10 protein-coding genes are annotated in these 12,148 nt (G+C 68.3%); 6 read left to right on the forward strand and 4 right to left on the reverse strand.

Annotated elements, in window-relative coordinates:
* Window positions 1-1,195, reverse strand: a 1,195-nt coding sequence (locus ABJF88_07375; GenBank protein ID MEP0546734.1) for a hypothetical protein, incomplete at its 3' end; no start/stop codon positions are given.
* A 257-nt stretch (window positions 1,196-1,452) separates the two neighbouring features.
* Here ABJF88_07375 and ABJF88_07380 point away from each other — a divergent pair.
* From ABJF88_07380 to sugE, 3 genes are all read left to right on the forward strand, one after another.
* Window positions 1,453-3,699, forward strand: a complete 2,247-nt coding sequence (locus ABJF88_07380; GenBank protein MEP0546735.1) for a S9 family peptidase — start codon at window positions 1,453-1,455, stop codon at window positions 3,697-3,699.
* Between the two features lie 86 nt (window positions 3,700-3,785).
* Window positions 3,786-5,087 (forward strand): dihydroorotase, encoded by a 1,302-nt coding sequence (locus tag ABJF88_07385; GenBank protein ID MEP0546736.1) that lies wholly within the window; start codon window positions 3,786-3,788, stop codon window positions 5,085-5,087.
* Window positions 5,084-5,413 (forward strand): quaternary ammonium compound efflux SMR transporter SugE, encoded by a 330-nt coding sequence (sugE, locus tag ABJF88_07390; protein ID MEP0546737.1) that lies wholly within the window; start codon window positions 5,084-5,086, stop codon window positions 5,411-5,413. The genes ABJF88_07385 and sugE overlap by 4 nt, the downstream gene beginning before the upstream one ends.
* Window positions 5,414-5,480: 67 nt before the next feature.
* Here sugE and ABJF88_07395 read toward each other — a convergent pair whose 3' ends face one another.
* Window positions 5,481-6,233 carry a hypothetical protein gene (locus ABJF88_07395; protein MEP0546738.1) on the reverse strand — a complete coding sequence of 251 codons (753 nt, stop codon included), beginning with the start codon at window positions 6,231-6,233 and terminating at the stop codon, window positions 5,481-5,483.
* Between the two features lie 355 nt (window positions 6,234-6,588).
* On the opposite strand from ABJF88_07395, the gene ABJF88_07400 reads away from it, so the two are divergent.
* Together ABJF88_07400 and ABJF88_07405 are read left to right on the forward strand one after the other, a co-directional pair.
* Window positions 6,589-8,301, forward strand: coding sequence for an aminotransferase class V-fold PLP-dependent enzyme (locus ABJF88_07400; GenBank protein ID MEP0546739.1), 1,713 nt, complete (start codon window positions 6,589-6,591; stop codon window positions 8,299-8,301).
* 71 nt (window positions 8,302-8,372) lie between these two features.
* Window positions 8,373-9,311 (forward strand): M28 family peptidase, encoded by a 939-nt coding sequence (locus ABJF88_07405; GenBank protein ID MEP0546740.1) that lies wholly within the window; start codon window positions 8,373-8,375, stop codon window positions 9,309-9,311.
* 2 nt (window positions 9,312-9,313) lie between these two features.
* Here ABJF88_07405 and murF read toward each other — a convergent pair whose 3' ends face one another.
* Together murF and ABJF88_07415 are read right to left on the reverse strand one after the other, a co-directional pair.
* A complete protein-coding gene (murF, locus tag ABJF88_07410) occupies window positions 9,314-10,618 on the reverse strand; it encodes a UDP-N-acetylmuramoyl-tripeptide--D-alanyl-D-alanine ligase (GenBank protein MEP0546741.1) in 1,305 nt (434 codons plus the stop codon).
* Window positions 10,618-11,700 (reverse strand): D-alanine--D-alanine ligase family protein, encoded by a 1,083-nt coding sequence (locus ABJF88_07415; protein ID MEP0546742.1) that lies wholly within the window; start codon window positions 11,698-11,700, stop codon window positions 10,618-10,620. The genes murF and ABJF88_07415 overlap by 1 nt, the downstream gene beginning before the upstream one ends.
* Window positions 11,701-11,896: 196 nt before the next feature.
* Here ABJF88_07415 and ABJF88_07420 point away from each other — a divergent pair, with 196 nt between their 5' ends.
* Window positions 11,897-12,130 (forward strand): hypothetical protein, encoded by a 234-nt coding sequence (locus tag ABJF88_07420; protein MEP0546743.1) that lies wholly within the window; start codon window positions 11,897-11,899, stop codon window positions 12,128-12,130.
* Window positions 12,131-12,148: the final 18 nt, after the last annotated feature.

Here is a 12,148-nt window from a genome sequence, read left to right on the forward strand (position 1 = left end):
TGCCGGCGAAGCACTCGGCCTCGGGCTGGGTCGTCTCGACGACGGTGTTCGAGGCGTCGGTGGGGTCCTCGGCGAGCATCGACATCGCCCCGCCGAAGGGGGTGATCTCGTAGTCGATGTCCTCCTCGAACGTGATCGGCAAGGCGATGCCCATCATCTCGCCGCCGAACGCGCCGCGCGTGATGAAGCGGGCGCTGCCCTCGGCGATCGTGCGGACGAGCGTGTTGTCGCGTGTGATCTCCTGGATACCGCCGCCGTTCGTGGTGAGGATGTTTCCGTTGGGCAGTTCGTAGACGCCGCGGTTTCCGGTGATGACGTCGTACGAGGCCTCGAACGTCCCGTCGCTCGCGAACTCGAAGACGCCGGAGGGAACGGAGAACACGCCGACGAGCACGTCGCCTTCGCCCTCTGCGTCCGCCTCCGCGATCTGCTGTGGGAAGTTGACCGAGGCCCCTGAGTTCCAGTCCTCGATGAACGTGCCGTCGAGGTTGAAGCGGAGGATGCGGTCGGTGTTGTTGATCTCGCTGATCAGGATGTCGCTGTCGCGGACGTAGATGTCGAAGGGGGATTCGATCCCTCCCGTACCGGGCTCGATGAAGTTGCCGAGGTAGGTGCCGTCGGTGTCGAAGGCGGCGATCGCGCCGGCGTTCGCCCCGCCCGCTGTCGTGACCCATAGCTCGGTGCCGTCGGGGCTCATCGCGAAGCCGCGGACGTTGTCGAGGATGTCGTTGTTGACACCGCCGGCGGGTGCGAAGATGCCGACGAAGTTGCCTTCGAGGTCGTACTCAAAGATGGCGTCGCCGATCTGGTCGGAGACGAAGACGCCGTCGCCGTCGAAGTTCAGCATCGCCTGGATGGGCGTGGAGAGGTTGTCGTCGGTCTCGGTGTCGGCGATGAACGCGGGGTCGAGCACGTCGCCGGTCGCGGCGTCGAGGAGGAGGACGCGGTCGTCGGAGGATTCCGGGACGAAGAGGACGTTGTCAGCGCCGCCGCCCCGGAGGACGTAGGTGCCGGGGGCCACGGCGCGCGTCGCGGGTGCCGCGGCGAGCACGGAGGGCGCTTCGAGCGCTTCGAGCCCTCGCGCCTCTCGGTCTTGCGGGCTGAGTTGCTGGGCCTGGAGTGCGGCAGGCCAGAGGATGAGGAGCCCTAGAGCTACGAGAAAGGTGGAGCGAAGGAGTAGCAGGAATGGTCGCATGGGTCTCTAGTCGTGGTGTAAGAGAGGGGGGCGCGAAGTGTGAATGTTAGGGTAAGATCTGGAGATCGGAAGTACAAGACCCATCTCCACAAAACAACCGTTACGCCCGAGCATTTCCACGCCTGCCCCCTCCGGCAGACCAGCCCGTATTATTGGCGCGGCGTCCGCCGTCGCCCGCATCCGCCCACGCTCCGTCTCCCTCGATGCCCCGATCTCTGCACTCTCTGCTCTTCGCCTGCCTCGTGTTCGCGGGTGCAATGCCTGCCATCGCCCAGTCCACGGACGCGGCGGAACTGACGCTCGAAAGCCTCTTCGCCTCGCCGACGTTCTACGGCAAGGGATTCCAGGGCGGTCGCTGGGCCGAGTCCGGCCCCGTCGTCCGCTACATCGAGCGCAGCGACGAATCCGGCGCGACCGACCTCATGGAGTACGACCTCGAGGCCGACACCCGCATCCGGCTCATCGACGGGAGCCAGCTCAAGAAGCCCGATGCCGACGGCCTCCTCCAGATCGAGGACTACGCGTACAGCGCCGACCGCAGCCGCGTCCTCCTCTACACGGACTCCGAGCGCGTGTGGCGGCTCAACACGAAGGGTTACTACTACGTGTACGATGTCGAAGCCGGCACGCTCGCGCCCGTCGCCGACCGCGCGGCCGGGCTGCAGATGTTCGCCAAGTTCAGCCCGGACGGCGAGCGCGTGGCCTTCGTCCGCGACCGCGACCTCTTCGTCGTGGACCTCGCGACGGGGGAGGAGACGCGACTGACGGACAGCGGCAGCCCCGGCGGTGTCATCAACGGCACGTTCGACTGGGTGTACGAGGAGGAGTTCGGCCTCCGCGACGGCTTCCGCTGGAGCCCCGACGGCCAGCACATCGCGTTCTTCCAACTCGACGAGTCGGCCACGCGCGATTTCCAGATGACGGACTTCCGCACGCTCTACCCCGAGTACACGAAGTTCCGCTACCCGAAGGCAGGCGAAGTCAACGCGGAGATCCGCGTCGGCGTGATCGACCTCCCGAGCGGCGAGACGCGCTTCTTCGACACCGATACGTGGAACGAGGGCGGCGACGAGACGGAGTACCTCGCGCTGATGGACTGGGCGCCGGCCATCGATGGGCAGCACTACGTCTGGATGGCGCGGATGAACCGCGACCAGAACGACCTCGACCTCCTCTACGGCGATCCCGCGACGATGGACCTCGACGTCGTGCTCGAAGAGAAATCCGACTCGTGGATCGACGTCGAGACCGGGTTCTCGGACCTCGATATGGGCACGCTCACGTTTCTCGACGACGACACGCACTTCGTGTGGCGGAGCGACCGGAGTGGCTACAGCCACCTCTACCTCTATGAGAACGATGGCACGCTCGTCCGCCCGCTCACGAGCGGCGAGTGGGACGTGACGAGCTTCCACGGCATTGATGAGGCGGCAGGCGCGCTTTACGTCACCGGCACGCGCGAGAGCCCGATCGAGCGGCACCTCTACCGCGTGTCCTTCGGCGCGGACGCCGGCACGAACGGCTACGGTGCCGAGCCGGTGAAGATCACCGACCGCGCGGGCTGGCACGCCGCCAACACCTCGGCCGATCTGCGCTACTACATCGACACGTATTCCAACGTCAGCACGCCGCCTGTCGTCTCGCTCCACCGGATCGACGGGGAACTCGTGAAGGTGCTGGAGGCGAACGAGGCGCTGATCGCCACGGTCGAGGCGCTCGGCCTCGCACCGGTCGAGTTCATGGAGGTCCCCGCCGCCGACGGGACGCCGCTCAACGCCTACCTCATCAAGCCCCGCGCCTTCGACGCGTCGAAGGCATACCCGCTCCTCGTGCACACCTACGGCGGGCCGGGCTCGCAGGAGGTCCGCAACGCGTGGGGCGGGACCGAGCGGCTGTGGCACTACATGCTCGCCGAGGAGCACGGCGTCCTCGTCGCCGGCGTCGACAACCGAGGCACGGGCGGGCGCGGCAAGGGCTTTAAAGCGCAGACGTACAAAAACCTCGGCATCCTCGAAGCCGAGGACCAGATCGCGGCCGGGCAGTGGTTCGGCGCGCAGCCGTGGGTCGACGCCGACCGGCTCGGGATCTGGGGCTGGAGCTACGGCGGGTACCTCTCGCTCCTCGCGATGCTGTATGAAGACGGCCCCGAGACGTACGACCTCGGGGTGGCCGTCGCGCCCGTCACGAACTGGCGGTTCTACGACACGATCTACACCGAGCGTTACCTCTCGACGCCGCAGAAGAACCCCGATGGGTACGACCTCGGCTCGCCGGTGACGTACGCCGCGAACCTCCGCGCCGACCAGGACCTCCTCCTCGTCCACGGCGACTTCGACGACAACGTCCACGTGCAGAACACGGTCGCGATGACGGACGCGCTGCAGGCTCAGGGCAAGCAGTTCGACATGATGATCTACCCCGGCCGCAACCACGGCATCTACGGCGGCTCGACGCGGCTCCACCTCTACACCCTCCTGACGGACTTCATCACGGAGAATCTGTAGAGCCCGAACGCCAGCCTCGTTACCTTGGGGCGGTTCCGCGCGTGCGGGGCCGCCCCTTTTCTTGGCTCGCTTTCCCCCGCCCGATGATGCCCGACCTGCTCATTCAACACGGCACCCTCCTCGACCCCGAAACCGGCGAGACGCGCACGGCCGACGTCCTCATCCGCGACGGACGGATCGAGCGGATCGGCGACGACTTGGAGGTCGAAGGGCGGATCGAGGCCTACGATGCGAGCGGGAAGCTGATCTCGCCGGGATGGATCGACATGCACGTCCACCTCCGCGAGCCGGGGCAGGAGCACAAGGAGACGGTCGCCACCGGCACGCGCGCCGCCGCGTTCGGGGGCTTCACCGCCGTCGCCTGCATGCCCAACACCGACCCGCCGATCGCCACGCGCGACGTGGTCGAGTTCGTGAGGAAGCGGGCCGAAGGGCTGCCCGTCGACGTCTATCCCATCGGGGCCGTCTCGAAGGCCCGCGCCGGCGAGCACCTCGCCGAACTCGGCGACATGGCCGAGGGCGGGGCCGTCGCCTTCTCCGACGACGGCTCGCCGGTGCAGGACGCCGGGCTGATGCGCCGCGCGCTCGAATACGCCCGCACGCTCGACAAGCCGATCCTCGGACACGAAGAAGACCTCACGCTGAACCCGCACGGCCACATGCACGAGGGCGCCGTCGCTACGCGCCTCGGCGTGCCCGGCATCCCCGGCCTCGCCGAAGAGGTGATGATCGCCCGCGACGCCATGCTCGCCGACTTCACCGGCGGCCACGTCCACATCTGCCACATCTCCACGGCGAAGGCCGTCGCGATTGTCCGCGAGGCGAAGGCGAAGGGGGTTCCGATTACGGCCGAAGTCTGCACCCACCACCTCGCCCTCACCGACGAGGCCGTGGAGACGAGCGACTACGACACGCACACGAAGATGCACCCGCCGCTCCGCACCGCCGAGGACGTGGCCGCGCTGAAAGAGGGGCTGAAGGACGGTACGATCGACGTGCTCTGCACCGACCACGCACCGCACGCGACGTTCGAGAAGGAGGTCGAGTTCGCGGCGGCCCCGTTCGGGATCCTCGGGCTGGAGACGTGCTGGGGCCTCGTCGGCCGTGAGTTGATCCGGCCGGGCGTGCTCACCGTCGCCGAGGCCGTGCGCAAGCTGACCGTCGAGCCGAGGAAGATTCTCCGGCTCGACCACCCGAAGCTGGAGGAGGGCGAGCCGGCCAACCTCACGATCTTCGACGCCGAGACGGAGTGGACGTTCGAGGCGCGGCACATCCGCTCGAAGAGCAAGAACACGCCGTTCGTCGGCGACTCGCTTGTGGGGCGGGCGTGGGCGATCTACAACCACGGGCAGTTCGTCGAGGCCGAACCCGCCGAGGCCGACGCGTGAGTCCGAACACTGCGTGGGTCGTGCTCGTCGTCGCGGGCCTCTTCGAGATCGCGTGGGCGACGGGGCTGAAGTACACCGACGGCTGGACCCGGCTCGGCCCGACGCTCGGGACGCTGGCGGCGATGGCCGTGAGCGTGTTCCTCCTCGGCCGCGCGGTGCAGGTGCTGCCTGTCGGGACGGCGTACGCGGTGTGGACGGGGATCGGGGCGGTGGGGACGGCGGTGCTCGGGCTCGTCCTCTTCGGCGAGGCGCGGACGGCGGCGCGGTTCGCCTGCATCGCGCTCATCGTCGCCGGCATCGTCGGGCTCAAGCTGACGGCGCGGTAATTACGGAAGCGCCCCCGACCTCGGCGTGAGATCGGGGGCGCTCCAGCCCGGAGGCTACGGGGTTGCGCTACGGACGGGTGAGCGTGAAGGGGACCGAGATGGGCGAGCCATCGTTGCCCGTGCCCGCGAGCGTCCCGTTGAACGTCCGCCCGTCGTTGGAGAGCGTCCCGTTGAACGTGAGCGGGACGAGTTGCGGGGAGGAGATCTGGAGCGCCATGTTGGTGCCCGTGCGCGTCCCCGCCACCGTGAAGGCGGTGCCGTCGATGTTACCCGAGCCCGCGATGGCGCCGTTCGTGTCCGTCAGCGTCATCGTCAGCGTGGAGCCCTGCGCGGAGCCGGTGTACGTCCCCGTCGCGGAGACGCCGAAGCCGGGGGGCAGGATGAGGATGGTGACGTTGAAGCCGGTGTTCATCCCAGCGACGACCTGCTGCCGCGTGGGCACGAAGCCTTCGACCTGGTTCGTCCCGATGACGCCGAAGAAGTCGCCGCCGTCGATCCGTGCGGTGTTGTTGTTGTCCTTCCAGGCCGCGATGAAGTAGGAGTCGGGGTTGATGTTCTGGAAGGTGAAGTTGCCGCTGGCGTCGGTCGAGGCCGTGAACGTCGGGCTGTTGGCTTCGAACTCGTCGAGCGTCTCGAAGAGAGAGACGCGGGTGTTGACGATGTCGCCGCCGGCACCGGCGGGGAGCGTGATGGTGCCGGAGATGGTGCCGGTCGTCGGCGTCGGCTCCGGGTCGGAGGAGTCACAGCCGGCGACGGCGAACATCAGCAGGGTGAGCGCGAGCGTGGTGGTGCGGTGGAGGAAGGAGCGGGGGATGAGCATGGTAGCGGGGTGGTTGGGTGTAGGGAGCGTTGAACGTGAGGAGTGGCTTGCCGATGGCAGGCGGAAGCGTTGATAAGAACGCGAATCCGTAGGCAATCGGGTCAAACAGGTAGTGTCGCTGCAGAGAAGACAGGAGAGAGGAGCACGCGAATGTAGCGAAGCCTCCACGCTGGTTTGGCATGTATGGCGAAGCTGGAGAAAAATTTGGCCGAGTGATGGCGAGAGGCGTATGCGACCTCCGCTCGGCGTACCGAGCCGTGATTTCCGGGTGAGAAGCGGGAGCCGGCGGGCGATCGGATGGGGGAGGTAGGACCGACGTCGTACCTTCGAGCTTCCCGATCCACCGGTTGCCCCCATGACTCCGCCCACCCTCGATTTCGCCACGCTCCGCGCACAGACGCTCGGCATCGATACGCCGCTCGCGACGCCCTTCGGCGAGCGGCTGATGGTCTACGCCGACTTCACCGCCTCGGGCCGCTGCCTCCGCTTCGTCGAGGACTACCTCGCTGACCTCGCCCGGCTCTACGCCAACAGCCACACCGAGGACGACACGACGGGCCGCGTGACGACGCACCTCCTCCACGAGGCCGAAGCCGTCCTCAAAGCCGCCGTCAACGCGGGGCCCTCGGGCCGGATCATCGCCTGCGGCACGGGATCGACGGGTGCCATCGATAAACTCCAGCAGATCCTCGGCATCACGCTCCCGCCCGCGACGCGCCGCCGTGTGGGCGGCCTCCTCCGTGAGCACTTCGGCCCGGAGGCGGTCACGGCGTTCTCGGAGACGCTGCGCGAGCATCAGCCTGTCGTGTTCGTCGGACCGTACGAGCACCACTCCAACGAGGTGACGTGGCGCGAGGGGCTCGCGACCGTCGTCGAGACCCGGCTCGCGGCCGACGGCGGCGTGGACCTCGGCCATCTCGAAGAACTCCTGCGCGACGAGCGGTGGACCGACCGCCCGCGGATCGGCTCGTTTTCGGCCGCGTCGAACGTGACGGGAATGCGGACGCCGGTCCACGAGGTCGCCCGCCTGCTCCACCGCTACGACGCCCTCGCCTGCTTCGACTTCGCCGCGAGCGCGCCCTACGTCGAGATCGACATGAACCCGGAGGGCGACGCCGAGGGCGCGCTCGACGCCGTGTTCCTCTCGCCCCACAAGTACCTCGGCGGGCCGGGCGCGAGCGGCGTGCTCGTCTTCAACGAGCGGATCTACCCGCACGACCTCGCCCCGAGCGTCGGCGGCGGCGGGACGGTCGATTACGTCGGCCCGACGAGCCACGACTTCACGGCGGACGTGGAGGCGCGCGAGAAAGCGGGGACGCCGGGCGTGCTCCAGATCCTCCGCGCCGCGCTCGCCGTGCAGGTCAAGCACGCTGTGGGCGTCGAACGGATCGAGGCGCGCGAGCAGGAACTGTTGCGACGCGCCTTCGCGCGGTGGGGCGCGCTCGACGCCGTCGAACTCCTCGGCAACCCCGACCCGGCGCGGCGCGTCGGCATCGTCTCGTTCAACCTCCGCTGCTCGAATGGGCAGTACCTCCACCCGAAGCTCGTCACGACGCTTCTCAACGACGTCTTCGGGATCCAGAGCCGCGCCGGCTGCTCGTGCGCCGGGCCCTACGGCCACCGCCTGCTCGGGATCGACGACGCGACCTCGGAGAAGTACCGCGCGTGGGTGCGCAAGGGGTACCACGGCATCAAACCCGGCTGGTGCCGCGTCGGCTTCCACTACGCGATGGACGACGCCGAGGCCGACTTCATCATCGACGCCGTGGCGTTCCTCGCCCGCGAAGGCGAGCGCTTCCTCCCGCTCTACGACTTCGACCTCGACTCCGGCGTGTGGGTCCACCGCGACGCCGACGAGACGATGCCGTCGCTCTCCATCACCGACGCGCTCGACGCGCCGAAGCGTCCCGATTCGCCTCTTTCCAAAGAGCAGCGCGCCGTCCGCTACGCTGAGACGCTCGCCGAGGCCGAGGCGTGGGCCGCGCGGCTCGACGCCCGGGCTTCGTCGTTTGCGCTCGACGGCGAGCTCGGCGAGTTGCAGTTCTTCACGCTCCCGGCGGAGGCATAGCGGTCGTGGCGAAGCCGAAACGCAGGGCCACATCGAAGCGGAAGCCGATCCGGCCGGCCGCGCCGCGTCCGTTGTGGAAACGACCCGTGGTGCTCGTCGCCGTCGCGGTGCTCGTCATCGCATTCGTCCTTCTATTTCCGACGTTCAGCGCCGTGAAGCCGTCCTTCGATGCCGAGCGGGCCTACGCCGACGTGGTCCGGCAGGTCGAGTTCGGACCGCGCGTGCCGGGCACGGGGGGGCACGACGCGGCCCGCGCCTACTTCGTCGAGACGCTCGAAGCCCTCGCCGACCGCGTGATCGAGCAGCCCGTCACAGCGACGATCGGCGACTCGGTCACGGTGACGGGCACGAACATCGTCGCCTCGTTCAACCTCAACCCGGGTGTGGGGACGCGGATCATGCTCGCCGCCCACTGGGACACCCGCCCCCGCGCCGACCGCGACCCCGACTCGACGAAGCATAGCGAACCAGTCCCCGGTGCCAACGACGGCGCTTCCGGCGTCGCCGTCCTGCTCGAGATGGCGCGGCTCTTCCACGACGATCCGCCCGACGTCGGCGTCGACCTCGTCCTCTTCGACCTCGAAGACCTCGGCGACTACGCCACCGCCGACACGTCGGCGCCGCGCACCCCGTTCGCTCTCGGCTCCGCCGCCTTCGTCCGCGACAACCCGACGTACCGACCGACCTTCGGCATCCTCCTCGACATGGTCGGCGACAAAAACCTGCGGATCGCCAAAGAGGGCTACTCGCAGCAGTACGCGCCCCGCATCGTCGAGAAGGTGTGGGCGGCGGCGGCGGCGGTCGGGGCCGACGCGTTCGTGGACGCGCCCGGCGGCGCCGTCGAGGACGACCACGTTCCGTTCCTCCGGCAAGGCATCCCCGTCATCGACCTCATTCAGTCGCCGTTTTCCGACACGTGGCACACGACGGCCGACACGCCGGAGCACATCAGCGCCGCCAGCCTGGGGCAAGTCGGCGACGTACTCATTGAGGTGGTGTACAGCGAGTAGCGTTACGCGATCTGCTTCCAGCTTTCGGACTGGCGTGGGAGCACGTCCTCGGGCGCGAGGTCCGGGTGGAGCAGGGCTTCTGAGATGCGCTCCATCCGCGTGCCCTGTGATCCCTTAACGAGTACGACGTCGCCGGGCTCGGGCTCGTAGGCACGGCCGTCTCGGATCGCGTCAGCGAGGGTGCCAGACCTCGGGTGGAGCGTGATGCGCGCTCGCTGCTCCGCCGACAGCGTCTCGGCCGCCCGCGCCATGATTGACCCCACCGCATGTACGGTATCGGCGGATTCGATGGCGGCGGCGAGGACCTCGGCGTGCTGCTCCACTTCGGTCTCGCCGAGTTCTAGCATGTCGCCGAGGAAGGCGATGCGCCGCGTTCCGTCCTGCGCGGCGAGGACGCGGAGCGCGGCGCGCGTCGCGTCGGGCGAAGCGTTGTAGGTGTCATCGATGAGCGTGCTCCCGTTGCGGCCGTCGAGCCGGTTCAGCCGGCCTTTCTCCGTCTCGATCCGCGAGAGCCCGCGGTTGATCGCTTCATCCAACATGCCGAAGGCGAGGCCGGCGGCGAAGGCAGCGAGGGCCGTCGAAACGGCGTGCTCCCCGAGCATCGGCAGCGTCGCCGTGATGCGGTCGGGGCGCACGTCGCAGGCGGCGTCTGTGCCGTACGTGATCGTCCGGCCCCGGTTCACGTCGCGCATCGCGAGCACGCGCGGGTCGTCGCCGTTGAGGCACGCGGTCCCGTCGGGGCCGAGCGCGCGTACGAGCTCCGACTTCTCCCGCTGCACGCCGTCGATGCTCCCGAGCGTCTCGACGTGGACGCCGCGCACGACGGTGATCACGGAGACGGTGGGGGGGAAGTACTCGCACAGCTCGCGGAGGTCGCCGGGTAGCCGGGCGCCCATCTCCAGCACGAGCTTCGTATCGGCGGAGAAGTCGCGGTTGAGGAGGAGGAGGGAGAGGCCGAGCGGCGTGTTCTTGTTCCCCTCCGAGGCGACGACGTCGAACCCTTCGCGGAGCACGGCGAGCACGGCCATTTTCGTTGAGGTCTTCCCCATCGAGCCGGTGATCGCGACGATGTCCGGGCCGATGCGGCGGACTTTCTCGCGCGCCTGTTCGATGAGGTAGTCCAGCGAACGCTCGACGCGGACGACCTCGACATGCGCGGGCACGTCCACGTTGACTTCGGTGACGACGGCCGTAGCCCCTTTCTCGATGGCTTGCGGGATGAAGGCGTGGCCGTCGTGCGTCTCGCCTCGGATGGCGACGTAGGTGTCGCCGGGCTGCAGCGTGCGGGTGTCCGTCGAGTAGGGCATCAGCGGGTCGTCTTGAGCCGCGCGTCGCGCGCGTGGCGGTCGAGGGCGAGGGTGAGGAGGGTGTCGAGGAGGGCACCGATGGGGAGCCCAGTGTGGTCCCACATCACGGGAAACATGCTGCGCTCGGTGAAGCCGGGGATCGTGTTGACCTCGTTGATGTAGAGCTCGTATTCCGGCGTCACGAAGAAGTCGACGCGGGCCATCCCTTCGCAGCCGAGGACGCGGTAGGCGTCGGCGGCGAGGGAGCGAATTTGCTCGGCGATCATGGGGGGGAGGTCGGCCGGGACTTGCATCCGCGAGGCATCGGGATCCTCGTACTTCGCGTCGTAGGTGTAGAATTCGGCCGTCGAGACGACCTCGCCGGGGACGGAGGCGCGGGGCTCCTCGTTGCCGATCACGGCGCACTCGATCTCGCGGCCCCGAATGGCCTGCTCGACGAGGACTTTGTTGTCGTAGTTGAAGGCGTCGGCGAGGGCACGGTCGAACGCGTCAGCGCTCTCGGCCTTCGACGTGCCCACGGACGAGCCGGAGTTGGCGGGCTTAACGAACAGCGTGGTTCCGAGTGCGTCGGTGACGTCGTCGTACGCCAGCCGTTCGCCGTGGCGGGCGATGCGGAACGGCACGACGGGCAGGCCGGAGTCGCGGAGCAGCCGCTTCGTGACCTCCTTGTCCATGCACACCGCCGAGCCGAGCACGCCGGGGCCGACGAACGGGATGCCGAGCGTCTGCAGGAAGCCCTGCACGCGGCCGTCCTCGCCGTTCTGACCGTGGAGCATCGGGAAGGCCACGTCGAGTTCGAGAGGTTCCCAGTACGTCGTTCCATCCTCCCGTCGGACGTACAGCTTCGCGCCGTCCTCGGTGTGGGAGAAGCGTGTCTCCCCGATCTTCGCCGAGGGTTCTGCTCCGCCGGTCAACAGGGACGTTTCGAGGTCTTCGACGTGCCAGCGGCCCTGCCGGTCGATGCGGATGGGGGTGACGCGGTAGCGGTCCGGGTCGAAGGCGGCGAGCACGTTCCGTGCGGACCGGATGGATACTTCGTGTTCGGAGGAGACGCCCCCGTAGATCAGTCCGACGTGTTTCATGGGCAGACGGCGCGTTGCGTGGCCGTTGATGGGGGAGAGGAGGGGGCGCCCGGACGGCGGCAGGCCACACCAGAGGAGGAGCAGAAGCTACGACGGGGCCGGATGGTTCCGAAAGCGAAGTGGGCGTGGAGGAGCTACCGGTTTAAGTCGTAGCCGGAGCGGCCGATATCCAAGTCCCCACCAACAGGAAGTCGTCATGGCAACAGTATTCCTCGTCGAACCAGTACGCCGCGGGCGAAGCTCCGCGGAGAGAGAGCGCGTATTCGCCGAGGCGCTCGTTGCGATCCGCCTCGCGCTCGGCGGGCTCGAAGGGGCCTGCGAAGAGGACCCCGCGCGGTGCCGCCGCGCTGCCGCCGTGCTGGAGCGGTTCACGCACGAGGTCGAGTACCTCTCGGCGCAGCGCGATCCCTACGACGAAGAGGGGTATTAGTCCGCACGGGAGGACCCG

Source organism: Rhodothermales bacterium (genome assembly GCA_039944855.1).
Classification (GTDB): domain Bacteria; phylum Bacteroidota; class Rhodothermia; order Rhodothermales; family JANQRZ01; genus JBBSMX01.

Bases quoted from the DNA above. Each gene is read 5' to 3' on its own strand.
- ABJF88_07380 (MEP0546735.1), top strand. From the start codon at position 1,453: ATGCCTGCCATCGCCCAGTCCACGGACGCGGCGGAACTGACGCTCGAA.
- ABJF88_07385 (MEP0546736.1), top strand. From the start codon at position 3,786: ATGCCCGACCTGCTCATTCAACACGGCACCCTCCTCGACCCCGAAACC.
- ABJF88_07395 (MEP0546738.1), bottom strand. From the start codon at position 6,233: ATGCTCATCCCCCGCTCCTTCCTCCACCGCACCACCACGCTCGCGCTC.
- ABJF88_07400 (MEP0546739.1), top strand. From the start codon at position 6,589: ATGACTCCGCCCACCCTCGATTTCGCCACGCTCCGCGCACAGACGCTC.
- murF (MEP0546741.1), bottom strand. From the start codon at position 10,618: ATGCCCTACTCGACGGACACCCGCACGCTGCAGCCCGGCGACACCTAC.
- ABJF88_07415 (MEP0546742.1), bottom strand. From the start codon at position 11,700: ATGAAACACGTCGGACTGATCTACGGGGGCGTCTCCTCCGAACACGAA.
- ABJF88_07420 (MEP0546743.1), top strand. From the start codon at position 11,897: ATGGCAACAGTATTCCTCGTCGAACCAGTACGCCGCGGGCGAAGCTCC.